Origin of the sequence: Nocardia sp. NPDC005825, from assembly GCF_040630175.1 — a bacterium.
Classification (GTDB): Bacteria; Actinomycetota; Actinomycetes; order Mycobacteriales; family Mycobacteriaceae; genus Nocardia.
Genome location: NZ_JBEXXC010000001.1, coordinates 820,173 through 844,370 on the forward strand (window position 1 = coordinate 820,173; position 24,198 = coordinate 844,370).

20 protein-coding genes are annotated in these 24,198 nt (G+C 70.6%); 6 read left to right on the forward strand and 14 right to left on the reverse strand.

Annotation, left to right across the window (positions count from 1 at the left end):
* Position 1 precedes the first annotated feature (1 nt).
* From ABZ382_RS03915 to ABZ382_RS03925, 3 genes are all read right to left on the reverse strand, one after another.
* The gene (locus ABZ382_RS03915) at positions 2-2,014 is read right to left on the reverse strand and encodes a LuxR C-terminal-related transcriptional regulator (protein ID WP_357083536.1); all 2,013 of its coding nucleotides are present in this window, start codon (positions 2,012-2,014) and stop codon (positions 2-4) included.
* A gap of 205 nt (positions 2,015-2,219) precedes the next feature.
* Positions 2,220-3,125, reverse strand: a complete 906-nt coding sequence (locus tag ABZ382_RS03920) for a hypothetical protein (RefSeq protein ID WP_357083539.1) — start codon at positions 3,123-3,125, stop codon at positions 2,220-2,222.
* A gap of 4 nt (positions 3,126-3,129) precedes the next feature.
* Entirely contained in the window at positions 3,130-4,176 is a 1,047-nt protein-coding gene (locus tag ABZ382_RS03925) for a 3-oxoacyl-[acyl-carrier-protein] synthase III C-terminal domain-containing protein (RefSeq protein WP_357083542.1), read from the reverse strand.
* A gap of 311 nt (positions 4,177-4,487) precedes the next feature.
* On the opposite strand from ABZ382_RS03925, the gene ABZ382_RS03930 reads away from it, so the two are divergent.
* From ABZ382_RS03930 to ABZ382_RS03940, 3 genes are all read left to right on the forward strand, one after another.
* Entirely contained in the window at positions 4,488-6,155 is a 1,668-nt protein-coding gene (locus ABZ382_RS03930; RefSeq protein ID WP_357083545.1) for a fatty acid CoA ligase family protein, read from the forward strand.
* Positions 6,152-7,186 carry an NAD-dependent epimerase/dehydratase family protein gene (locus tag ABZ382_RS03935; RefSeq protein ID WP_357083548.1) on the forward strand — a complete coding sequence of 345 codons (1,035 nt, stop codon included), beginning with the start codon at positions 6,152-6,154 and terminating at the stop codon, positions 7,184-7,186. The genes ABZ382_RS03930 and ABZ382_RS03935 overlap by 4 nt, the downstream gene beginning before the upstream one ends.
* Positions 7,187-7,287: 101 nt before the next feature.
* Positions 7,288-8,118, forward strand: a complete 831-nt coding sequence (locus tag ABZ382_RS03940) for an alpha/beta hydrolase (RefSeq protein WP_357083551.1) — start codon at positions 7,288-7,290, stop codon at positions 8,116-8,118.
* Positions 8,119-8,142: 24 nt separating this feature from the next.
* Here ABZ382_RS03940 and ABZ382_RS03945 read toward each other — a convergent pair whose 3' ends face one another.
* Complete coding sequence (locus tag ABZ382_RS03945) at positions 8,143-9,096, reverse strand: YafY family protein (protein WP_357083554.1); 954 nt, start codon at positions 9,094-9,096, stop codon at positions 8,143-8,145.
* A gap of 62 nt (positions 9,097-9,158) precedes the next feature.
* On the opposite strand from ABZ382_RS03945, the gene ABZ382_RS03950 reads away from it, so the two are divergent.
* Entirely contained in the window at positions 9,159-10,307 is a 1,149-nt protein-coding gene (locus ABZ382_RS03950) for an epoxide hydrolase family protein (RefSeq protein ID WP_357083557.1), read from the forward strand.
* A gap of 47 nt (positions 10,308-10,354) precedes the next feature.
* Here the strand turns inward: ABZ382_RS03950 and ABZ382_RS03955 are convergent, their stop codons facing one another.
* The 4 genes from ABZ382_RS03955 to ABZ382_RS03970 all read right to left on the reverse strand — a co-directional run bounded on the left by ABZ382_RS03955 (position 10,355) and on the right by ABZ382_RS03970 (position 14,011).
* Positions 10,355-11,227: an LLM class flavin-dependent oxidoreductase gene (locus ABZ382_RS03955; protein ID WP_357083560.1), complete on the reverse strand. Its 873-nt coding sequence runs from the start codon at positions 11,225-11,227 to the stop codon at positions 10,355-10,357.
* 80 nt (positions 11,228-11,307) lie between these two features.
* Positions 11,308-11,616 carry a pyrimidine/purine nucleoside phosphorylase gene (locus ABZ382_RS03960; protein ID WP_357083563.1) on the reverse strand — a complete coding sequence of 103 codons (309 nt, stop codon included), beginning with the start codon at positions 11,614-11,616 and terminating at the stop codon, positions 11,308-11,310.
* 90 nt (positions 11,617-11,706) lie between these two features.
* Positions 11,707-12,708 (reverse strand): patatin-like phospholipase family protein, encoded by a 1,002-nt coding sequence (locus tag ABZ382_RS03965; RefSeq protein ID WP_357083566.1) that lies wholly within the window; start codon positions 12,706-12,708, stop codon positions 11,707-11,709.
* On the reverse strand, positions 12,695-14,011 hold the full coding sequence (locus ABZ382_RS03970) for a hypothetical protein (protein WP_357083569.1): 1,317 nt from the start codon (positions 14,009-14,011) through the stop codon (positions 12,695-12,697). Before ABZ382_RS03970 ends, ABZ382_RS03965 begins: the two co-directional genes overlap by 14 nt.
* Positions 14,012-14,155: 144 nt before the next feature.
* Between ABZ382_RS03970 and ABZ382_RS03975 the strand changes: the two genes are divergently transcribed.
* Positions 14,156-15,073, forward strand: coding sequence for an arginine deiminase family protein (locus ABZ382_RS03975; RefSeq protein WP_357083572.1), 918 nt, complete (start codon positions 14,156-14,158; stop codon positions 15,071-15,073).
* Positions 15,074-15,107: 34 nt separating this feature from the next.
* On the opposite strand, the gene ABZ382_RS03980 is transcribed toward ABZ382_RS03975, so the two are convergent.
* The 5 genes from ABZ382_RS03980 to ABZ382_RS04000 all read right to left on the reverse strand — a co-directional run bounded on the left by ABZ382_RS03980 (position 15,108) and on the right by ABZ382_RS04000 (position 23,160).
* Entirely contained in the window at positions 15,108-17,474 is a 2,367-nt protein-coding gene (locus tag ABZ382_RS03980) for a RelA/SpoT family protein (protein ID WP_357083575.1), read from the reverse strand.
* A gap of 151 nt (positions 17,475-17,625) precedes the next feature.
* Positions 17,626-19,224, reverse strand: coding sequence for an ATP-binding cassette domain-containing protein (locus tag ABZ382_RS03985; RefSeq protein WP_357083578.1), 1,599 nt, complete (start codon positions 19,222-19,224; stop codon positions 17,626-17,628).
* 172 nt (positions 19,225-19,396) lie between these two features.
* Complete coding sequence (locus tag ABZ382_RS03990; RefSeq protein WP_357083581.1) at positions 19,397-20,590, reverse strand: MFS transporter; 1,194 nt, start codon at positions 20,588-20,590, stop codon at positions 19,397-19,399.
* Between the two features lie 67 nt (positions 20,591-20,657).
* Positions 20,658-21,137, reverse strand: coding sequence for an Rrf2 family transcriptional regulator (locus tag ABZ382_RS03995; protein WP_357083584.1), 480 nt, complete (start codon positions 21,135-21,137; stop codon positions 20,658-20,660).
* A 43-nt stretch (positions 21,138-21,180) separates the two neighbouring features.
* Positions 21,181-23,160 (reverse strand): peptidoglycan DD-metalloendopeptidase family protein, encoded by a 1,980-nt coding sequence (locus ABZ382_RS04000; RefSeq protein WP_357083587.1) that lies wholly within the window; start codon positions 23,158-23,160, stop codon positions 21,181-21,183.
* 115 nt (positions 23,161-23,275) lie between these two features.
* On the opposite strand from ABZ382_RS04000, the gene ABZ382_RS04005 reads away from it, so the two are divergent.
* Positions 23,276-23,563 carry a hypothetical protein gene (locus ABZ382_RS04005; RefSeq protein WP_357083590.1) on the forward strand — a complete coding sequence of 96 codons (288 nt, stop codon included), beginning with the start codon at positions 23,276-23,278 and terminating at the stop codon, positions 23,561-23,563.
* A gap of 36 nt (positions 23,564-23,599) precedes the next feature.
* Here the strand turns inward: ABZ382_RS04005 and ABZ382_RS04010 are convergent, their stop codons facing one another.
* The gene (locus ABZ382_RS04010) at positions 23,600-24,139 is read right to left on the reverse strand and encodes an adenine phosphoribosyltransferase (RefSeq protein ID WP_357084045.1); all 540 of its coding nucleotides are present in this window, start codon (positions 24,137-24,139) and stop codon (positions 23,600-23,602) included.
* Positions 24,140-24,198 lie beyond the last annotated feature (59 nt).

Here is a 24,198-nt window from a genome sequence, read left to right on the forward strand (position 1 = left end):
GTCAGCCGGTGGCGGTCCTTCCGCCGGCCGCGGTCCGCGCCGCCAGGGCGAATCGCAGTTCGCTGCGGCGGGCGACGGACAGTTTGCGGTACACCCGGGTGAGGTGCTGCTCGACCGTACTGGTGGTGATGTCGAGGGTTTCGGCGATATCGCGATTGCGGTTCCCGCTCGCGGCCAGTTCGGCGACGCGCCGCTCGGCCGGGCTCAGTGCCTCGAACCCGTTGCCGCCCATCGCGTCTCGTGGTCCCGGGCTGGAGTCGACCTGCAGTCGGGCCAGGAGCGGTTCCGCGCCGGAGGTTTCGGCGAGCCGCGCCGCCTCACGCAAGGGCGGGCGCGCCCGATCGGCTTCCCCCAGCGCCCGATAGGCGGCCCCGAGATCGGCCAGCACCGTGGCCAATTCGAGCTCGTCACCGCCGGAGCGGGCCAGGGCGGCCGCGCGCCGCAGCAGGGTGACCCGGCGCAGCGGGTCGCCGGTGGCGGCCAGCAGTCGCAGCGACACCCCGCCGCTGTGATGCCGTTCGGCCCCGCCGATCGCGTCCAGATGCCGGGTGGCGAAGGCGCGGGCCTGCCGCGACTCTCCCGCCGCCAGACTCACCGCGGCCAGGTCGTTGCGCCACGGCGCGAGCCACGCGAAGTCCAGACCCCATTCGGTCATGAGCCGGCCGCAGCGGCGGAAGTGGCGTTCGGCCTCGCCGAGCAGCCCGATGGCCAGGCAGTGCTCTCCGCGGGCGCGCAGATAGCCCAGCGCGAAACGGGTTTCGAACACCGCGCGCGGCAGCGGGCGTTCCAGCTGGGCGGCGGCCTCGACGTGACGGCCCTGCGCGGTGAGGGCGCGCACCAGCACCGCGACCGCCCGGCCCAGCCACACCCCGAGCTGTTCGGCGGGCAGCAGGTTCAGCGCGGCGGTGGCGTGCCCGGCGGCCTCGACCGGATTGCCTTTGCGGAGCAGCGTTTCCGCGCGGGCCGTGGCGAACAGCGCCTGCCAGGTCGGGGCGCGCCGCGCGGTCGCCTCCGCGAGCAGCGACGCGCACCAGGCGTCGGCGGCGGCGAGGCGGTCGGTGTGCAGCAGGCAGTCCACGGCGGCCACCAGCACTTCGACGGTGTCGGGCGCGAGGCGGTGCTGGGCCAGCACGCGTTGCGCCGCGGCGGCGGTCTCCTCCGGCGGCCGCTGTTTCCACAGGCCGTCGAGCAGGGCGGCGCCCTGCCGATGCGCCGAATCACGGTGCGGTGCGGGCGAGCCGGAGGCGGCCGGGCGCGGCGCGGTGAGCAGCCAGGAGTGCCGCTGGGCCTGGACCGGGTGGGTGTAGCGCAGCCACGCGCCCAGGAATTCGAGCCGATCGCCGAGCGCGGCATCGGCCTCCCGCCGCAGCCGCAGCAGCGCGTGGTCGGCGTGCAGGATGTGACCGTGCCACAGCATCTGCAGCACGGTCATGGGTAGTTCCGGGCACGGCACCCGCCCGGTGCGCAGGGCCGCCTTGAGCCGCCCGAAGTTACGGGTGCGCCCGGACGGGTTGATCCGCCATTCCACCGCGACCAGCCGGGTCGCGATGCCCGCCCGTTCGTCGGCGCGGCGGCTGGCCCGGTACGCGAGCTCCAGATAGGTTCCGGCGCTGTCGAGTTCGTCGGCCTCGAAGGCCCGGTCGGCGACCTCCAGGAGCACCTGCGCCGCCCACGATCCGCGGGCGTCGCCCGCCTCGACCAGGTGCGCGGCCACCGTCACCGCGGGCAGGCCCTCTCGGCACAGCAGTTCGGCGGCGCCCGCGTGCAGCGCGCGGCACTCCTCTCCTGGCAGTTCGCGCAGCACCAGCGCCGCCATGTCCGGATGCGGGCGGCCGTCGCCGAGGATCAGACCGGCGCGCGCCAGTTCCGCGATGATCGCGCGGATCTCGCCCGGCTCGCGGTCCGTCAGCGCCGCGACCCGGGCCGCCGTGGCCCGCTCGCCCAGCACCGCCGCCGCCCGCGCGACCCGCAGCCGTTCGGCCTCGGCCGTCCGTGTCCCGACACCGGCCCCCACCGGTAATCCCCCTCGGTCCCGTCCGACCGACCGTGCCATCTGAGGTCCCTTCACCGAATCGCGGGCGCCCGGCTGACGGACATGGCACGGCGAGCTTCGGTGTGCGCGAGCGGCATCATTGCAGCGAGGGCGTGTGGACGCCCAGGATCAGCCGGGGCACAGCGGGTTTCGAAATCTACTGCCAAATAGTGTATTTCACTTTCCCCTAGGAGGTGGGGGCGAGCACTCGCGGACGGTAGACCAGGGCCGCGGCCGCGTCGCCGTCCACGCCGAGGAACACCACGGACCGGGCTTCGTCGAGCATGCCCTGACCTGCCGCGCTCAGATACGCGTGCACCGGTCCCGCCGAATACGGGTCGCCCACGAAGGGATCGACTCCGGCCACCGCCGACGACGGCACCCCGACCCGGTAGGCCACGCGCTCGCGGAATCCGGCGACCGGGGCCGGGGCGAGCAGCACCGCCGCGCCGGTGGCGAAGTCGCCGGGTTCGAGGCCCTCGCCGGAAAGACATTCCCGCAGCACTGTTTCGGCGAGATCCAGCGGATCGGAGGTGGCGGCGCGCACGGTCAGCGCGCCGCGGCCCGCGGTTCCGGCGGCCTCGAGGTCGGCCCAGGCGGTCGGGGTGAGCGGACCGGTGTTCCCGGTCGTGTAGAGGCGGCCGAAACCGCCCCCGTCACCGCCGGCGTGCAACAGGATCGCGGCGCCGCTGGCCGTGTACGGGAAGTCCTCCCGACCGCGCTCGGTGGTGGGGTGGGTGTCCCCGGCGACGATGAGCGCATACTCGACATCGCCCAGCCCGGTGAAGCAGTGCGCGGTCATGAGCGCGTGCAGCACCCCGGTGCCGCCGTTGAGCAGATCGAAGGAGAAGGCGGGCAGGCGGCCGGTCGAGTACTCCAGGCCGACCTCGAGGCGCTTCTGGATCAGTGCGGCGACAGCGGGTTCGGCGATATTGCTGTCGCGGAACACCCCGGCGTTGATCACCAGTCCGACCCGGTCGGCGGAGATCTCGGCGGCGGCCAGCGCCTGCCGCCCCGCGCGGGCGGCGAGTTCGAAATAGCTGCCGGTGTCCGCGTCGGTGCACACGGCCGCGGAAACGATTGCGGTGTTCATGGATTCAGGCCTCCAGCCGGGAGATCGTCGCGGCGAGGTGACCGGAGACCACCCCGGACGCCTCGGGGATCAGCAGCACCTTGGAGCCGCGCGGAATTCGTCCCTGCGCCAGATGTTCGCGCAGCACCAGGAAGTGGGAGGTGGACGCGGTGTTGCCGTACTCGGCGTAGATATTGAGCGCCTGCGGCATGGGGGTGTCGAAATGGCGTTCGGTGAGCGAGCTGATGTACTCGATGGCCGGGCCGCTGAACTGGTGGTGGATCCAGTAGTCGTATTTCTCGCTCTCCCAGGCGCGGCCGGTCTCGAAGAGGAAGTCGGCCATGCGCGAAATGCCCTGCAGGAAACGGGATTCGCTGGCCAGTGCCCGATTGTCGGTGTACATGGCGATGCCGGTGGTCTTGTCGCTCGGCATGCCGATGCAGTGTTCCGCGCCGGCCGAGGTGGTCATGAGTTCGATGTAGTGGATCTCGTCGTCATCGTCGCCGCGGTCGTCGACCACCACCGCCACCGCGGCGTCGCCGACGGTGAGCGCCGCGAACTGCGGGTCGTAGGGCTTGGAGATCTCGTGGGTGGCGGTCTCGGCGATGGGGGTGATCTGCTCGCCGCTGACCACCAGGCCGCGACGCACCACGCCGGCCTTGATCATGCGGTCCAGCACCAGCACACCGGTGATCATCCCGGCGCAGGCGTTGGACAGGTCGAAATGCAGCGCTGTGCCCGCGCCGATGGCGGCGCCGAGTTGGGCGGCGAACGACGGGGCGAAGCAGTATTGCCCGGGCGCGGTGAACCGGGTGATCGAGACCGAGATGATCACGTCCAGGTCCTCGGCCGCGTAGCCGGAGCGTTCCAGGCAATCCTCGATGGCCCGCTGCGCGAGCACGAAGGAGGATTCGTAATCGCCGGGGTCGCTATTGTGCACGCGGCGATTCTTGATTCCGGTAATTCGTTCCAGATCCAAGGCCCGCGGTACCGACAGGGCATTGATGACGTCTTCGGTGGAACGGATGGTGCTGGGTGTATACGCGCCAATGGATTCGAAGCGTGTACGCATGTGGCCCCCTGCTCTCTCGGGTGGATTTCCGTAGGCCCCGATGCCGAGTGGAAAGCTACCGTACGGAGGGGCGGAGGAGAGCGGGGCAATGATCACGGATCAGCCTGTTGTACACAGTATTTCGAATCCCCATAGGGGTGGGATAGGGGGTCCGGAGTAACCGGTGTCGGTACCGCGAGACACACTAAACCCGTTGTATGTCAAACGAATTCGAATCGACACGGCTAGCGGCCGCGGAGAGCCCCGTGTAGCCTCACCGACATATTCCTCGCATTCCTCGACAATTCCCTGGGGGAAGTGTGTCGCATTCCTTGCCCACTGTTTATTGGCGCGCCCTCGATCGATTCACCGATATCGTTTCCGAGCATCCGGCCCGGGCGGCGGTGATCCACGCCGAGGGCCGCGACCGGGCCGGCCTGCCCGACTACCGGCAACTCACCTACGCCGAACTCGACGCGTGGTCGGACACCATTGCCGAGCGGTTCCTCGCGACCGGGGTGGGCCGCGGCGTGCGCACCATCGTGCTGGTGCGGCCGGGGCCGGAGCTGTACGCGGTGTTGTACGGACTGTTCAAGATCGGCGCGGTGCCGGTGGTGATCGACCCCGGCATGGGTTTGTTCAAGATGCTGCGCTGCCTGCGCGCCGCCGACGCCGAGGCGTTCGTCGGTGTCACCGAGGCGCAGGCGCTGCGCATCGTGTTCCGCGCCTACTTCCGCAAGGTGCGAGTGGCGGTCACCGTGGGCCGCTCCTGGTGGCAGGGACCCACCCTCGAGAGCTGGGGCCGCACACCGGCTTCCGCCCTGCCCGAGCGCGAGCCCGCGCCCGACGACGAGCCGCTGCTCATCGCCTACACCACCGGCAGCACCGGACCCGCGAAGGCGGTGGTGCTCACCCACGGCAATCTCGCCGCCATGATCGATCAGGTGGACGCCGCACGCGAGCACGTCGCGCCGGAGACCTCGCTGATCACCGCACCGGTGGCGGGCATCCTGGAACTGCTGCTCGGATCCCGGTGCGTGCTACCGCCGTTGATCCCGTCCAAGGTCGGGGCGACCGATCCCGCCCATGTCGTGGACGCGGTGGAACGGTTCCAGGTGCGGACCATGTTCGCCTCCCCCGCCGTGCTGATCCCGTTGCTGGACCACATCCGCCGCACCGGGGCCGCGCTGCCGAGCATCCGCAGCGTCTATTCCGGCGGCGCGCCGGTGCCGGACAGCTGCATCGCCGGACTGCGCGAGGTGCTGCCCACCGACGCCAAGGTGTACTCGGGATACGGCGCGACCGAGGCGTTGCCCATGGCCACCATCGAATCCCGGGAACTGCTGGGCGAACTCGTGACGCAGGCCCATACCGGGCACGGCGTCTGCGTGGGCGCGCCCGCGCTGCACGTGCGGGCCCGCATCATCCCCATCACCGATGATCCGCTGCCGGACTGGTCGGATGTCGAGGGGCGGGGCGGCCTCGCGGGCCCGCTCGGGATCGGGGAACTGGTGGTGGCCGGACCGAACGTCAGCACCCGCTACTTCTGGCCGCCGACCGCTGACCGGGTCGGCAAGATCACCGACGACGAGGTGATCTGGCATCGCACCGGCGATCTGGCCTGGCTGGACGACGCGGGACGAATCCGGTTCTGCGGCCGCAAGAGTCAACGGCTGGAGACGGCGCACGGACCGATGTTCACCGTCCAGGTCGAGCAGGTGTTCAATACCGTCGCGGGCGTCGCCCGGAGCGCTCTGGTCGGCGTGGGCACCCGCGGCGAGCACCTGCCGGTGCTGTGCGTCGAACTCGAGCCCGGGGCCGACCGCGACGCCGTCGAGCGCGAATTGCGCGGGCGCCGCGACGAATTCGAGATCACCAAGCCGGTGACGGAGTTCCTGTTCCACCCCCGCTTCCCGGTGGACATCCGCCACAACGCCAAGATCGGCCGCGAACGGCTGACGGTGTGGGCGGACAAGCAGCTCGGACAGGGGGCGTCATGAGGGTCTTGGTGACCGGGGCCTCGGGGTTCCTCGGCGGTGCGCTGACCCGCCGCCTGGTCGGCGACGGGGAGCACGAGGTGTCGATTCTGGTGCGGCCCACCAGCGATCTGCGCGACCTGACCCCGGCCTTGGACCAGGTGGAGCGGGTGGTCGGCGATCTCGGTGATCCGGCGTCGCTGGAGCGGGCGGTCGCGGGCGTGGACGTGGTGTTCCACAGTGCGGCCCGGGTCGACGAGCGCGGCACCCGCGCCCGGTTCTGGGCCGAGAACACCACGGCCACCGCGCGTTTGCTGGCCGCGTCCGCCGCCGGGGGCGCGCGCCGGTTCGTGTTCGTGTCGAGTCCGAGCGCGCTGATGGATCGTGACGGCGGCGACCAGATCGATATCGACGAGTCGGTTCCGTATCCGTCGCGCTATCTGAACCACTACTGCGAGACCAAGGCCGCCGCCGAACGCCTGGTGCTGGCGGCCGACGCGCCCGGCTTCACCACCTGCGCGCTGCGGCCGCGCGCCATCTGGGGCGCGGGCGACCGGTCCGGGCCGATCGTGCGGCTGCTGGAACGGGCGGCGGCGGGAACCCTGCCGGATCTGTCGGGCGGGCGCGGCGTCCACGCCTCGCTGTGCCACGTGGACAATATCGTCGACGCCATGGTCAAGGCCGCGGCCAGCGAGAACGTCGGCGGCAGAGCGTATTTCATCGCCGACGCCGAACGCACCGAGGTGTGGGGGTTCCTCGCCGAGGTCGCCGCCGACCTCGGATATCCGCCGCCGGGCCGGGCGCTGGACCCGCGCCTGGTGGCGCTGGTGGTGTCGGTGATCGAGAACCTGCGGCGGGTCCCGTATCTCGCCGAGCACTGGACCCCGCCGCTGTCGCGCTACTCGGTGGCGGTGCTCACCCGCACCGGCACCTACGACACCTCCGCCGCCGCCCGCGATTTCGGATACCGGCCCGTGATGGATCGCGACACCGGCATGGCCGAACTGAAATCCTGGATTCACCGCACGGGGGTGATCGCCGGATCCACCCGCTGACCAGCGTTCGGGCGCTCTCCGCGAAACCTTGTGTTACGCGCGGTACCGGCTACCATGGCTTGGATACAGCGCAGTACCGCACTCAATGAGGAGAGCGCCCGATGCCGGCATTCGACTATCACGGCGTATCCGTCGCCTACGACCACGCCGGATCCGGCGATCCGATCCTGTTCCTGCACAATATCGGCGGCGACCGCCACATCTGGGCCAACCAGACCCGGGCCCTGGCCGCCACCCACAGCGTCTACGCGCTGGATCTGTTCGGCTACGGCGACTCCGACTCCCCCACCAGCGGTTATACCGTCGCCAACTATGTGCGGCTGGTCTCGGAGTTCATCAGCGCCCACGATCTCACCAACGTGACGCTGGTCGGCAACTGCTTCGGCAGTGCGCTGTCGCTGCTCTACACCCGCGCCAACCCGCAGAACGTGCGCGCCCTGGTGCTGTGCAGCCCGCTCACGGCCGCCACCCTGCGGCCGACACCGACCGGTTGGACCGCTCGCGCCGCGTCCCGCATCCCTCTCGACTCCGTGGCGAGCGCGATCCGCCTGCCCGGTGTCGCCGCCAACCTCGTGGTCCGCGAACAGCTCGGCCCGCGCGGGCGCGCCATGACCTCCCCCTCCTTCACCGCCCTGCGCCACCGCTGGTCCGAGCCCCGCCGGCTGCTCCCGCCCGCCGCCATCGCGCGCGACCTCCCCACGCTGGCCACGCTCGACACCTTCCACCCCTCCCCGGCGTTCCCGCCCATCACCACCGTCTGGGGCGAGAAGAACCGCATCCTCTCCGCCGCCGCGGGCGCTCGTCTCAACGAGACCCTGCGTCCGGCCCACGCCATCACCCTCTCCGACTGCGGCCACCTCATCATGCTCGAGCAGCCCGAAACCGTCACCGCCGCAATCCGTTCCGCGACCACCACGGCCCTCGCGGGCTGAATCCGGTCGCGGCGCGCGACCCGTTCAGCAGTCCCCGGCCGCACGCCCCAGCAGCATGGACAGTTCGCGGATGCGGTCGACCAGTTCCGGTGGCTCGATGACCCGGAATTCGAAACCGAAGCCCGCCACATAGACGGCGATCGTGTCCAGTGAGTTCGCGCCGGTATGCAGGACGCAGCTGGTCGCGTCCACGGCTTCGAGGACTCCCCAGGTCGGGGAGATGAGATCCGCGGCCCGGTCGGCGGAGGTCAGCAGGGTGATCCGGGCGCGGTAGCGGTAGGGGGCCGAGGTGACGCCGCGCGAGACCTGGTCGGCGGGGTCGGGGGCCTCGCGCGGGATGAAACGGGGGCCGGTGGGAGTGCGCGGGATGAGGCGATCCACGCGGTAGGTGCGCCAGTCCTCGCGGTCGACATCCCATCCGGTCAGGTACCAGCGGCGGCCGTGGTGGACCAGGCGGTGCGGTTCGGTTGTGCGGTAGGAGGTTTCGGCGCCGGCGTGGGTGCGGTAGTCGAAACGCAGGCGATGCTGGTCGCGGATGGCGGCGGCGATGGCGGTGAGGGTGTCGGGGTCGACGCGGGGTCCGCCGGAGGGGACGGAGACGGTCGCGTCTTGGAGGGCGGTGAGCCGGTGGCGCAACCGCGACGGGAGCACCTGTTCGAGTTTGGTGAGCGCGCGCAGCGAACTCTCCTCGATGCCCGCGATGGTGCCGCCCGCGGCGGTGCGCAGGCCGACAGCGACCGCGACGGCCTCCTCGTCGTCGAGCAGCAGCGGCGGCAGGTTCGCCCCAGCACCCAAGCGGTATCCGGCGGAACCGGGCGTGGCGTCCACGGGATAGCCCAGGGCGCGCAGCTTCTCGATATCGCGGCGCACGGTGCGCACGTCCACCTCGAGCTGGGCGGCCAGATCCGCGCCGCTCCACTCGCGCGGGGTCTGCAGCAACGACAGCAGTCGCAGCAGTCGGGCCGAGGTTTCCAACATAATTCGATTCTGCCCGACAGCTAGGGCGGAATCTGTCCTAACCGGCTCGTAACGTTGTTCTCATGAGCGAACAGGTCACTCCCTTCCGCATCGACATCCCCCAGACTCAACTCGACGATCTGCGGCGGCGGCTCGAATCCGCCCAGCTGCCCGCCCCGCTGCCGGGCGACGACTGGGACACCGGCGTGCCCGTGCACTGGCTGCGGGAACTGGTGGAGCACTGGCGCACCGGATACGACTGGCGCGCGGCCGAAGCCGAGCTCAACCGGTATCCGCAGTTCCACACCGAGATCGAGGGGCAGCGGGTGCACTTCCTGCACATCCGCTCGGCCGAACCGGGCGCGGTGCCGCTGCTGCTGACCCACGGCTGGCCCGGCTCGGTGGTCGAATTCCTCGATGTCATCGGGCCGCTCACTGATCCCGCCGCCCACGGCGGGGATCCGGCCGACGCTTTCCACCTGGTCATTCCGTCGCTGCCCGGGTTCGGGTTCTCCGGCCCGGTCGCCGACACCGGGTGGACCCGCGCGCGGATCGGCCGGGTCTGGGCGCAGCTGATGGAACGCCTGGGCTACGAACGCTACGGGGTGCAGGGCGGTGACATCGGCGGCGCGGTGAGCCCGGAGGTGGCGCGCACCGCCCCGGACAAGGTGATCGGCGTGCACGTCAACGGCGGCCCGAATCTGCCGCCGCCGTCGGCCGCGGAGGAACTCGACCAGCTCACCGAGCTGGAGCGCGATCGCGTCCGCCGGATCGGGGCGTTCATGCGGGAGGAGTTCGGCTACATCGCGATCCAGTCCACCCGGCCGCAGGCGCTGGCCTACGGGCTGGTGGATTCGCCGGTGGGGCAGCTGGCCTGGATCATGGACAAGTTCCGGGAGTGGACGCACCCACGGAACGTGGTGCCGGACAAGATCATCGATCGGGATCGGCTGCTGACCAATGTGATGCTGTACTGGCTGACCGGCACCGCCGGGTCCGCGGCCTACGTCGGCTACGCCCAGACCGGCGAATGGGGTGCCCCCGCGGCTAATTCCGGTGTCCCGACCGGCGTCATCGCCTTCGCCCACGATGTCTGCATCCGCCGCTACTGCGAGCCCTCCAACACCATCACCCGCTGGGTGGACGTGGATCGCGGCGGGCATTTCGCGGCCCTGGAGGAACCCGAGATCCTGATCGGCGACATCCGCGAGTTCTTCCGCGACCTGCGCTGAGGCGCGGAATCCGGTGCGGTGCGGGCGGATTCACCGCTCGCACCGGCTCAGGGCAGCAGCGGCCGCACCTGCTCGGCGGCGAAGCGCACGAAGCCCGCCGGGTCCGGCTCGTCGGCGGTGGGTTGCAGCACGACGCTGGTGGCCCCGGCCTCCGCCCACCGGATCACGGTGTCGGCGATGGCACGGGCGTCACCGGCGGCGCCGAGGTCGGGGATGCCGTCGCGGTCCTGGGACGCCAGATCTGCCGCCACCCGCTCGGCGGCGCCGGGCCCGGTCGCCGCGAGCAGATACACGACCACCGGATAGGGCTGCGCCGCAGCCGCTTCGGGCCGGGCGGCCCGCAGGGTCTCGACGGCCGAACGGATCCCGGCCGCGGACGTGGAGTTGGTGAGGATCACCCCGTCGGCCGCGGCCCCCACCAACTCCAGCGTCTTGGGCCCGGTGGCCGCGGCCAGGATCGGCGGCGCGGCCGGCGGCGGCCAGTCCAGCGCCACCCCGTCGAGCTGAACGTACCTGCCCCGCACCGTGATCCGCTCACCCGCGAGCAGCGCGCGCAACGCCTCGAGATACTCCCGCAGCAGGGTCAGCGGCGAGGCGACCCGCTCCCCCACCTGCCCCATCCACTCCTGCACCCCGTGCCCCACACCCCAGATCCCGCGCCCGGGGAACATCCGCTCGAGGGTGGCCAGCTCCATGGCGGTGATCGCGACATTGCGCAGCGGCACCGGCAGCACCCCGACCCCGATCCGCACCCGCTCGCTCCACGCCAGTGCCGCGGCGGCCGTGGACACGCCGCCCTCCAGGAAGCAGTCCTCCCACAGCCACAGTTCCTCGAGTCCCGAGGAGTCCGCGGCCCGCACCACCTCCCGCAACCTTTCGGGCGGTTGCTGCGGCCGGAACACCACTCCCAGAGTCGTCATACCCCTGCCTACCACGTCGGCGGCGGAAATGACTGCGGCCCGGCCTCATTCGCGAGACCGGGCCGCCAGGACAGCGAAACTCAGCCGAAGTGGCAGACGTAGTGGACCGGCTCGGTGACCTCGATGACGAAGCTGGAGTTGCCCGGGACGGAGAAGGACTCGCCGCCCTTGTAGGCGACGGCCTCGGTCCCACCGGCGAGGGTGACGGTGCACTGGCCCTCGAGCAGCTCCATGATCTCCGGCGCGCCCGTGTTGAAGGTCAGGGTGGCGGGGAGGATGACACCGACCGACTTGCTGGTGCCGTCGGCCAGCTCGATGTTGTGGCTCACACACTTTCCATCGAAGTAGACGTTGGCGCGCTTGGTGACGGTGACATTCTCGAACTTCATGCTGCTACGGAGTCCTTCGCTCGGGTGGGGACCCGCCCTGGCGGGCGGTCCGGTTCGCGCCGATCGTACCGGTGACCTCCGGGCAATCGTTCAGTCGGGCAGGGCGGCGGCGCCCGCGTCGGCCAGTGCGTCCAGAGCCGCGACGGCCAGCGCCCGGCCCTGCTCGATGATCGGGGCGGCGCGATGGAAATCCATGGTGCCGCAGATGTTCTGCGGCACCGAGATCACCAGGTCGGGCGGGTGAGCGGCAAGATGCTGGCGGGTGATGGAGGCCAGCATCAGATCGATGGCCCGCTGCGCGACGTCGGTGGCGCGCACACTGCTCAGCGCGGGCGGTTGCTCCTCGACGGGAGCCTCCGGGGTGCGGCCGAGCCGTTGCGCGGAGGCCCGCCACCACTGGGTGAACCAGTTGGTCCGCGGTTGCGCCCGGTCGTAGGCGGGGTCGGGCGGACCGGACAGGTCGACCCCGATGAGCAGATCCGCCTGCCCCAGCGCCATGGTGGCGACCACCGGCAGCGGATCGAGGACGCCGCCGTCGACGAGCACGTGACCCTCGCGCAGCACCGGGGTGATGAAGCCGGGGATGGCGATCGAGGCGCGGATGGCGGCGTCGAGTTCGCCGTCGCGGAACCAGGTCGAGCGGCCGGTGGTGATGTCGGTGGCGACCGCGATGTAGGGAATCGGCAACTGCTCGATGCACAGTTCGCCGAGCATCTCCCGGATCCGGTCCAGGATCTTCCCCGCCCGGATCACACCGGGCTCGCTGAACGCTGGATCCAGCAGGCGCGCCACCTCGAACTGGCCGAGAGTCGTTGCCCAGGACGTGAATTCGTCGAGTTTGCCGGCCGCGTACAGTCCGCCGACCAGCGCACCCATCGACGATCCCGCCACCCCGGTGATCTCGTAGCCGCGTTCCCGCAGCTCGGCGATGACACCGATATGCGCGTATCCGCGGGCCCCGCCGCTGCCCAGGGCGAGGGCGACCCGCTTTCCGGTCGGGATCGCGCCGCCGAGCGGCAGCGCGCCGCCGATCGGGACGGTGCTGCTCGTCGGCACCGAATCGCTCGTCGGCGCCGAGTCACGCGTCGCCATGGACTTCTCCCGTCTCGACGGCGACCGGACCGACCGGTGTCGACTGCTCGGGCCGCCGGCGCCGCAGCAGGTAGATCCCCAGGGCACAGCCCGCGGTGATCCCCAGCGCCGCGTAGGCGGGCACGGGTTCGTGCGGTACCTGGGGCAGTCGATACCAGTGCGGTGAATATCCGATCCGCCCGAACGGCCTGCCGCGCAACGCGACCGCCGCCGACGGCACGAACAGCACCGACAGCGCGACCACCGCGCTCGTCGCGCGCCGCGGCAGCGCGGACCCGAGATTGCCGCCGCCCACCAGACCGATGGCCACCACGCCCAGCACCGCCCAGACCGGGTTCGAGACCCCGGTCAGCGCGAGCAGCGCCGCCACGGCGGCCAGCACCGCCGACGCCGCGATCGCGACATACGGGCGCGGCCGCAGCCACGCCACCAGCAGTCCCACCGCGACCGCCACGTCGATCAGCAGATTCGCCCAGCCCGGCCGCGGCACGGTGACCACCGCGGACGCCGCGGCGGCGAAGGCGACCAGCAACAGCAACAGCACCCCGTCGCGACCGGGCAGGATCACCGCGGCCAGCAACGCCCCGCCGATCACCAGCGCGACACCCGCGACGACCACCACGACCCGGTCACCGCTCTCGGCGAGCCAGCGCGAGGCCCGAGCCAGCGTGAACACCGCGACGGCTCCGGACAGGATCGGGGCCAGCGAGAAGTCCGGTCCCTCACCCGGCATCGGCCTGAGGTGGCTTCGGGCCGGCAGATTCGCCGCGACCAGCGCCAGCGCCACCAGGATCAGCCACACCGGCGGTGCGCCGCCGAATACGCGGTCCAGGGTGCTCGACCACCGATCCTCGTCGGGTGGCTGGGCGAGATCTCCGAAGATCACCGAGCTCAGGACGCCGAACAGATACGCGCCGCCCGCCAGGGACGGCGTCCACACCACGGGCGCGAGGCAGCCGATGATGACACCGGCGCACAGGGCGTCGACGTAGTTGACGGTGGTCAGCGAATCCATGCCGACCCCGGACATGCCCGCGTGATTGACCAGGATGCCCAGCAGCGCGACCGCGACCGCGCACCAGGCGGCGCGGCTGCTGCCGATGCTCACCACCGCGGCCGCGCAGATCACCGCGACCAGGGCGCCGGACTCCATGGCCAGCGGCACGCTGCGCACCATGAGGTCGACCTTCTGGGGTGCGGAGGTGAACCAGCCGTAGCTGACGGGCATCATGATCGCCAGCCCTGCCGTCGCGGTGGCGGCGTAGACCGCCGCGAACCGCACCAGCGCCCGCCACTCCACCATGTCCTTGACGGTACGGCGCTCAGCGAACAGCCCGCAATCACGACTCGCGGACGCGCCGGTCCGGATCACGGGCGCTATCGTTCACCTATGTCTGCTGCAACTGAGAATGTTCGCGTAGATAGTGAGTTCGCGCCCCTGCGGACCGTGGTGGTCTCTCAGAGCGAATTCCGCGCTCCGGACAATACCGAGCTACTCGGCCATGCGATGCCGGTGGAACCGGCCGCGGTGGGCATCCTCGACGTGGTCTGGGGCAAGACCTTCGGCGAGGTGTACCCCGACAAGCAACGCGCGTGGGAGGCCGAACGCGACGAGCTCGCCGCGGTCCTGGAACGCCACGGCGTGGAGGTGCTGCGCCCGCGCCTGTTCACCGCCGCCGAGAAGGCGGCCGCCGGACCCGAGGGCTACGCCAACTTCTTCGTCCGGGATCCGTGGTTCACGGTGGGCGAGAACGTGATCGAGGGCGTACTCCAGTTCCCGCACCGCCGCCGCGAGGTGCTGCCCAGCCGTGATCTGCTGCTGGCGCGCGTGATGCCCGCTGCCGCGCACTACGTCTCGCTGCCGCAGCCGGGCATCGGCCATCCGGGACCCGGTCCGTTCCTGGAGGGCGGCGATGTCCTGGTCCTCGGCAAGCAGGTCTTCGTCGGCCTGTCCGGGATGGCGAGCAATGCCCTGGGCTACAACTGGCTCGCGAAATACCTTCGCCCCCAGGGCTTCACCGTCACCCCGGTCCGAATGCCCGAGCACGTCCTGCACCTGGACTGCGCGCTGGGCCTGGTCCGCGAGGGGCTGCTCATCGCCTGCCCCGACCGCCTTCCCGACGGCCTGCCCGCCGTGCTGCGCGACTGGGAGCGCATCGAGGTCACCGAGGACGAGGCGGCCGCCATGGCCACCAACGGTCTGCCCATCGACAGCGAAACCTACATCACCGACCCGCGATTCGACCGGGTCGGCACCCAGCTCAAAGAGCGCGGCATCACCGTCGAGTACATCGACTTCTCGGTGTCGCGCCTGTTCGGCGGCGCGTTCCGCTGCTCCACCCAGCCGCTGCTGCGCGCCGAATGACCGCTCCCCCACCCCGTTTCGGGGTGGAGGGAGGTCAGGCGGCGGAGGTCACGCGGTAGACGTCGTAGACGCCTTCCACATTGCGGACCACATTGAGCAGGTGCCCGAGGTGCTTCGGGTCGCCCATCTCGAAGGTGAACTTGGAGATGGCGACCCGGTCACCGGAGGTGGTGACCGCGGCCGAGAGGATATTGACCTTCTCGTCGGCGAGCACCTTGGTGACGTCGGAGAGCAGGCGGGTCCGGTCGAGGGCCTCGATCTGGATGGCGACCAGGAAGACCGACGACGGCGACGGCGCCCACTTGACCTCGATGATGCGTTCGGGCTCCGCGCGCAGCGAGTCGGCGTTGGTGCAGTCGGTGCGGTGCACGCTGACCGCGCCGCCGCGGGTCACGAAGCCCATGATCTCGTCGCCGGGCACCGGGGTGCAGCACTTGGCCAGCTTGGAGACGGTACCGGGCGCGCCCGGGATCTCCACGCCTGCATCGCCGGTCGTGCGCTGGCGGGCGGGCACCGTGGACGGCGTGGACCGCTCGGCCAGTTCGTTCTCGACATCGCTGACGCCGCCGAGCTGGGCCATGAGCCGCTGCACCACGTGGTGCGCGGACACCTGGTTCTCGCCGACGGCCGCGTACAGCGCGGAGATGTCGGTGTAGTGCAGTTCGTGGGCGAGGGCGCTCATGGCGTCCACGCTCATCAGACGCTGCAACGGCAGGCCCGAGCGACGGACCTCCTTGCTGATGGCGTCCTTGCCCGCCTCGAGGGCCTCCTCGCGGCGTTCCTTGGCGAACCACTGCCGGATCTTGGCCTTGGCGCGCGGGGACACCACGAAGTTGGACCAGTCGCGCGAGGGGCCGGCGTTCTGGGCCTTGGAGGTGAAGATCTCGACGACCTCACCGTTCTCCAGCTGCCGTTCCAGCGCCACCAGGCGGCCGTTGACCCGCGCGCCGATGCAGCGGTGCCCGACCTCGGTGTGCACCGCGTAGGCGAAGTCGACCGGGGTCGACTTCTGCGGCAGCGTGATCACATCGCCCTTGGGGGTGAACACGAAGATCTCCGGCGACTTCAGGTCGAAGCGCAGCGACTCCAGGAACTCGGCCGGGTCGGCCGCCTCCCGCTGCCAGTCGAGCAGCTGACGCATCCACGCCATGTCGTCGACTTCGGTGGAGTCGTTGGAGTGCTTGCCCTTGGTCTCCTTGTACCGCCAGTGCGCGGCGATGCCGAACTCGGCGGTCCGGTGCATGTCCTGCGTGCGGATCTGCACTTCCAGCGGCTTGCCGTCGGGGCCGACCACGGTGGTGTGCAGCGACTGGTAGACGCCGTAGCGCGGCTGGGCGATGTAGTCCTTGAACCGCCCGGCCATGGGCTGCCACAGCGAGTGCACGACGCCGACCGCGGCGTAGCAGTCGCGCACCTCGTCGCAGAGGATGCGGATGCCGACCAGGTCGTGGATGTCGTCGAAGTCCTTCCCCTTGACGATCATCTTCTGGTAGATCGACCAGTAGTGCTTGGGGCGGCCCTCGACGACGGCCGTGATCCGGCTCGAGGCCAGCGTGTTGACGATCTCGGCGCGCACCTTGGCCAGGTAGGTGTCACGCGAGGGCGCGCGGTCGGCGACCAGGCGGACGATCTCGTCGTACTTCTTGGGATGCAGGATCGCGAACGCGAGGTCCTCGAGCTCCCACTTGACCGTGGCCATACCGAGGCGATGCGCCAGCGGCGCGATCACCTCGAGGGTTTCGCGCGCCTTCTTGGCCTGCTTCTCCGGCGGCAGGAAGCGCATGGTGCGCATGTTGTGCAGCCGGTCGGCGACCTTGATCACCAGCACGCGGGGGTCGCGGGCCATGGCGATGATCATCTTGCGGATGGTCTCGGCCTCGGCGGCGGCGCCCAGGTTGACCTTGTCCAGCTTGGTGACGCCGTCGACCAGGTGGGCGACCTCGGTGCCGAATTCGGCGGTCAGCTCGTCGAGCGAGTACCCGGTGTCCTCGACGGTGTCGTGCAGCAGGGCGGCCACCAGGGTGGTGGTGTCCATGCCCAGCTCGGCCAGGATGTTGGCGACCGCGAGCGGATGGGTGATGTACGGGTCGCCGGACTTCCGGAACTGGTGCTGGTGCTTCTCGTCGGCGACGTCGAAAGCCCGTTGCAGCAGAGCCAGATTCGCCTTCGGGTACAGCTCGCGGTGCACGCTGGCGAGCGGTTCCAGGACCGGCTTGACCGCCGCGATACCGCGCTGCCCGGTCATCCGGCGGGCCAGGCGGGCGCGGACGCGGCGGGAGGCGGAGGTGGGGACGGCGGTGGTGTTGCGGGCGGCGGCCGCGGACTGTGCGTTGGCCGCCGGGGTGGCGGATCCTTCCTCGGGCGATTGCCCCGAGTTCGCCTTCTCCAGATGCTGTGTCATGCCACCTCCGCTCGCGGCCTCGAAAGGAAAACCATATCGGACCGTTCAACCACCCAGATCATCCACTTTAGTCCTGGAATCGGATCACGACCGGGGCAGCGTTCACCGCCGGTGCCAACCGCTCCGGAGCGATGAACGATACCCGTCCTGCTCACTGTTCGCTCGGACTCGCCGCGAGCCCGTCACCGGTCAGTTCCAGCCGTCGTGTCACCCCGATGCCGGCCAGGAATCGCGGGTCGTGGCTGACCACCACGAGCGCGCCCTGGAAGCTCGCCAGCGCCTCGGTGAGATGGGCGAGGCTGGGCAGGTCCAGGTTGTTGGTCGGCTCGTCGAGCAGCAGCAGTTTCGGCGCCGGTTCGGCCAGCAGCAGCATGGCCAGCGCCGCCCGCAGCCGCTCCCCGCCCGAGAGCGCCCCGGCCGCGACGTCGGCGTCGGCGCCGCGGAACAGGAACCGGGCCAGCTGGGCGCGGATCCGCTCGGGTGCGGCATGCGGCGCGGTGGCCGCGACGTTCTCGAACACGGTCTTCGACTCGTCGAAGACGTCGAGGCGTTGCGGCAGCATGCGCCACGGCACGGCCGGGCCCTCCTCCCGAATGCGGTGCAGCAGCGTGGTTTTGCCGATGCCGTTGCGTCCGGTGAGCGCGATGCGTTCGGGCCCGGTGATTTTCAGGGTCACGGTGGGCCCGCACGCCAGTCGCGCCTCGGTCAGGTCGAGGACGTCCTGGCCCGGGTAGAGCCGGGTGCCGGGCAGGTCGACACGGATCTCGCGGTCGTCGCGCAGCCGGTCCTGCATGTCGGTCAGATGATCCCGGGCCTCCTCCACCTTGCCGATGTGGTTGTTGCGCAGCTTGCCCGCCGACACCTGGGCCTGGCGTTTGCGCTCGCCCATGACGATCTTGGGTTCGCGCTTCTGGTCCCACATCTTCTGCCCGTACCGCTGGCGGCGGTCGAGTTTGATGCGGGCTTCGACGAGTTCGCGCGACTGCTTGCGGACATCGCTGCGAGCCTCCCGGACGGCCGCGCGGGCGGCTTCCTGCTCGGCGTCGATGATCCGTTGGTAGTCGGTGAAGTTGCCGCCGAAGAGCCGCACCTCGCCGTGCCGCAGTTCGGCGATGGTGGTGACCCGGTCCAGCAGTTCGCGGTCGTGGCTGACGGTGAGCACGGTGCCGGGGAACTGGCCGACGACCTCGTAGAGCCGCTCACGCGCCACTCGGTCGAGGTTGTTGGTCGGTTCGTCCAGCAGCAGCACATCGGGTTCGCGCAGCAGTTCGGCCACCAGGCCGAGCAGCACGGTCTCCCCGCCGGACAGGGTGTCCAGGCGGCGGTCCAGGTGCGCGACATCGCCTGCGACGTAATGCAATCCGAGTCGCCCCAGCAGCGCCACCGCGCGTTCCTCGATGTCCCAGGCCGTGCCGACGGTCTCGAAGTCGGTGTCGTCACCGGTCCCGGATTCGATGCGGTGCAACGCCTTCCGGAGCTCCGACAGCCCGAGCACCTCGTCCACCCGCTGTCCCGCGGCGAGTCCGAGGTCCTGACGCAGGTACCCGAATCGTCCCGGCATGGTCACCGAGCCGCGCTGGGCGCGCAATTCGCCGGTGAGCAGGCGGAACAGGGTCGATTTCCCCGCGCCGTTGGTGCCGACCAGGCCGACGTGACCCGGCCCGAACTGGGCGTCGAGTCCGTCGAACACAGGGGTGCCGTCCGGCCACGCGAAGGTGAGATCGGAAACAGAAATAACAGGCATAGACATGCGGGCCTCCCGAGAGTGAGCGAATGCGGCGCGCGATTGCGGGCCACTCGGCGATCACCTCAGAAGATCAACGGCATGTCTCCGATCAGACGGGAATGAGAACCGAACTACGGTAACCGAGATCAACAGGCCCGGGCAAGAACATATTTCGTGAGCCGAGTCTCAGCGCACGTCAGCGCGCTGTGACGCGCAGATACCCGAGCGCCGCCAGCGCCAGTGCGGCGGCCACGCCGAACATGACGGTCACGCCGTGTCCGAGGGTGACCCCGCCCAGCACGCTCCCCGCCCCGATGCCGAGGTAGATGCACGAGGCGTTCAAGGCCACCACCAGCCCGGATTCCGCGGGCGCGGCGGCGATGAGCCGGTGCTGTTGCGCGGGCGTCTGGCACCAGGTCGCCGCACCCCAGCCGAGTGCCAGCACACCGACGAGCACGGGAAGCCGCGCACCGGTCGATGCCAGCACGGCCATGGCGCCGAGGGAGCCGGCCATCAGCGCGTATCCGGAGGTGAGCACCGCGACGGGTCCGAACCGATCGGTGGCGTAGCCCGACGACAGATTGCCCGCGATCGCGCCGACCCCGTACAGGCCGAGCACCCACGCGGTGTCCGACGCACCGATTCCCAAGGCCCCCAGGGCCGGAACCGCGTACGCGTACCCGGTGTAGGCCGCGCCCATGCCGAGCACGGTGAGCGGCAGCACGGCCGCCACGGATCGGTCGCGCAGCACCGCCAGCCGAGTCGCCAACGGCACCACCGGATTTCCGGGCAGCGCGGGCACCCACGCCGCGACTCCCGCCGCGGCCACCGCGCACACGACCGCGACGCCGATCAAGGCCGAGCGCCACCCCATCCGCTCGGCCAGCAGGTCACCGAGCGGCACGCCGAGCGCGGTCGCGACGGTCAGACCGCCGACCACGACGGCGAGCGCACGCGCTCGAGCCCGCGGCGGAACGAGCGCCGAGGCCACCGCCGCCGCGTTCGGGGTGAAGGCGGCGGCCCCGAGCGCGGCCACGATCCGGGTGGCCAGCAGGATCCCGAACGCCGGCGCCAGTGCCGAGCCGAGGTTGGCCAGGGCGAGCACCAGCAGCGCCGACACCAGCAGGGTCCGGCGCGCCAGCCGCGCGGTCAGCGTCGCCAGCACCGGCGATCCGAGCGCGTAGGTGGCGGCGAAGACCGTCACCGCCAGCCCCGCACCGGCGAGCGAAACGTCCAATGTCCCGGCCACATCCGGCAGGAATCCGGCCAGAATGAACGAGTCGGTGCCGACGGCGAAGGTGCCCAGCGCCAGAATCCCCGTGCGCCGCAGCCCGTTCCGATCGGCCACGTGCGCGGGTGCGGCCGAACCGGCCTTAACCGGGATACTCATCGTCCCGAATCTCCTTCCGAAGAAACCCGGCGCGGGCCGGGTCGGTTCTCGCGGGCGAAACGACCGGTCAGCCGGTCACGTTCTCGTAGAAGCGGCGTGTGTACTTCGAGGCATTGGCAGGCGTCCCGGCCATCACGTCGGCCACCGTCTGCGCCGTCAGCTCCCGCCGCCAGGCCAGTTCCGCCCGGCCCATCGCCGCGGCGATGCCGCAGGGTTGGGCGAATTCCTCGCGCCCCCGCGCGGCGCCCGCGCCGCGACGGCGAATCTCGGTGCATCGGAAGGCTTCCGTGCGCCCTTCGACGGCGGCGACGACGTCCATCAAGGTGATGCGTTCGGGCGCCCGCGCCAGCCGGTATCCGCCGCGCGCTCCAGGAGTGGACTCGAGGATCCCTTCGCGCACGAGCGGCTGGAGCCGCTTCTTCAGGTACTCCGGCGGCAGTTCGAAGATCTCGGCGAGCCGGGCGGTGGCGATCGGCGCGTGATCGTCGAGCCAGCCCAGGGCCACACAGCAGTGCAGCCCCCACTCGACGCCTTCACCCATCAACATGAATAGGGATACTACATGTCCCGATACCCCGGGCCAACCCCGTTCAGCTGCCGATGCGGCGCGCCTTCATGCCGTTGGCGAGGGGCACCTCGCCGACCTTGCCGCCGGCTTCGGCGTGCAGCATGCGGCCGCCGCCGGTGTAGATGCCGACATCGGAGGGCCCACGCGGCCCGAACGACCCGAACACCAGGTCGCCGGGCTTAGCCGACAGCAATGGCACCTCGACCCCCTGCTCCCACTGCTGTTCGGCGGTCCGCGCCAGGGTGATGGCGCTGCCGCTGCCCGCGAACACCGCGGCCGCGGTCAATCCGGCCTGGTCGAAGCCGCCGTCGCTGGGCCCGCCGGGGCCGCCGCCGCCGAACACGTACGGCGTCCCGATCCACTGCTCACCGGCGGCCACGATCTGCGGCCCGAGGTCGGCGTGCGAGTCGGCCTGGAACCGGCCCTCGCTGCCGAGGCTGCGGAACCCGGGTTCGGCGGCGAGGATGCGCGCCACGTAGGGCCGGGTCTCGGTGTAATGGCGCGAGATCTGATTGGGCATGCCGCCCGAGGCCAGTACCGCGCCCTCACCGGCGTTGTAGGCGGCGACGGTGAGCGCGGTCAGGTCACCGGACACCTTGCCCGCCGCCATCCAGCCCTCGATGGTCTTGGCGATGGCGCACATGTAGCGGCCCTGCCCGATGATGGCGTCGGCCGGATCCAGCACGTTGGCATAGCCTTTGCCGTCCGCGTCGATGACGTAGGGCTGTCCGTCGGGGGCGAGAGCGCGGGCGGTGCCCGGCATGAACTGCGCGATGCCCTGCGCGCCGTCCGGGGAGACCGCGTCGGTGCGGAACCCGGATTCGGCCTGCCCCTGCGCGGCCAACAGCGACGCGCCGATCTCCGGGCACAGCGAACCCGCACGCCGGTACCAGATCTCGAGTTCGGCGGGCACCTTCCCGGCGGCGAGATTGCCGCCCGCGGTGCCGAATCCGTTCTCGCAGTACGGCCCCGAGGGCGCGGGGATGCTGCCGCCGGCCAGCCACGGCATCGGGTCGACCTGGTGGCCGCCGGTCATGCGCCCGCCCGGGACCAGCTCGAAATGCAGGTGCGGGCCCGAGGATTCGCCATTGCTGCCGACGTCGGCGATGTGGCGGCCCATCTGCACGATGTCGCCGGTGCGCACGAAGATGCCGTTCTCGTACATGTGCCCGTACACCGTCGAGTAGCGGCGGCCGCTCTCGTCGAGAGAATCGATGACCACCCAGTCGCCGAACCCCGAGGCCGCGCCCGAGGCCACCACCAGACCGTCGGCTGCGGCGTAGATGGGGGTGCCCGCGGCGGCGGCCATGTCCACGCCCAGGTGCGCGCCACCGCGCGCGCCGAAGGTGTCGGAGATGGTGAATGTGCCTGCGGCGAGCGGGTATTGGTGGCGTCCCGCGCCGGTCAGGCTGCCCGCCTCGTTCACCCGGCCGGGCGCGGCGGCCATGGAGGCGTTGGCGGGGGCGAGCACGGTCGAGGTGGGGGCCGCGTCCTTGACGGCGACCAGCACCCGGTCCAGGCGGTTGCGGGCCGCGTCGCCGCGATCCCCCAGCGGCGTCCACTGGATGCCGGCGGCCGCGCCGGGAGTCCAGCTGCGCTGCTTCCAGATCAGGTAGTCGACGCGGAAGGCGGCGGCGTTCTCCTGCAGGAACGACACGATGGCGTCGCCCTTGCCGGAATCGCCGCCGACGATGAATTCCACGGCGCGCCCGGCCTTCAGGTCGGGGCTGGCATCGTCGTCGACCACGCCGCGCATGTCCATCATCCCGAAGCGCGCCACCGTGCAGCGCAGGACGCGCAGCGCGCCCTCCTGCAGCCCCGCCTCGACAGGCGAGCCGGTGGACGGGCAGCTGGGTTCGGTGCGCGCGGAGGTGAGCGCGGGAATGGCGGGCGATCCTGGGCCGCAGCTGGTCTCACTGGCGGGCAGGATGATGACGAGCAGCAGCGTCATCATCCCCAATATCAGGCAGATCGCCCCACCCACGAGGTACTTGGGCCTCACGCCCGAAAGCTCCCGGCCGCCGCGCTGATCACTCGGACATCATGCCATGGCGGACACGCGGTTTCACGGACCTGCGTGTCTGTTTCGACCGGCATCCGGCGGGCATCCCTCCGATATGCCGTACGTCGCCCGCAATGAAGTCCACGCCGCTCGCATCATCAGCGGCGTCGGCGCGTTGTTCGCCCTCATCGAGGGCGTCTACATCCTGATGCTGGTCCTCGATGCCGACCAGTCCAACAAGTTCTTCGTCTTCATCAAGGGGCTCGCCGAACCACTCGCATTGTTCTTCCCGGGACTGTTCCACACCGGGAGCGTCGACTTCGACATCATCCTGGACTACGGCCTGGCCGCCATCTTCTGGCTGGTGGTCAGCGGATTCGTGGCCCGCGTCATCGCCCGCTGACCGAGCGGACGATGACGCGCGACCGGAGAAAGCCGGTCAGAGCTCGACGATCGAGGTCACTGGGTAATCCCCCTGGCGCTCACGGCCGTTGAGGAAGCCGAGCTCGAGCACCACCGCGGCCGCGGTCACCTCGGCCCCGGCGGCGACGAACAGTTCGGCCGCCGCGGCGAGGGTGCCGCCGGTGGCGAGCACGTCGTCGAGCAGCAGCACCTTGCGGCCCTTCAGGTCGATGCCGTCGGCGGGGATCTCCAGTGCGGCCGAACCGTATTCGAGGGTGTACTCGCGGGAGATGACCGGCGGCGGCAGCTTGCCCGCCTTGCGGACCGCGACCACGCCGGTGCCGAGGATGGCGGCCACGCCCGCGCCCAGCAGGAAGCCGCGCGCGTCGACACCGGCGACCAGATCGGCGTCGGGAGCGCAGGAGGCGAAGCAGTCGAGCACGGCGCGGAAGCCCGCGGAATCGGCGAACACCGGGGTCAGGTCGGCGAAACGCACGCCCGGCGTCGGGAAGTCATCGTGCCAGCGGGTCAGCCGCCGCACCGCTTCCTCGGCCCGGGCGGCCCGCTCCCCCACCAGCTCGGCCGTCTCCAGCATCTCGTGCTTGCTCATCTACACCCACTCCTCGTTCACCACGC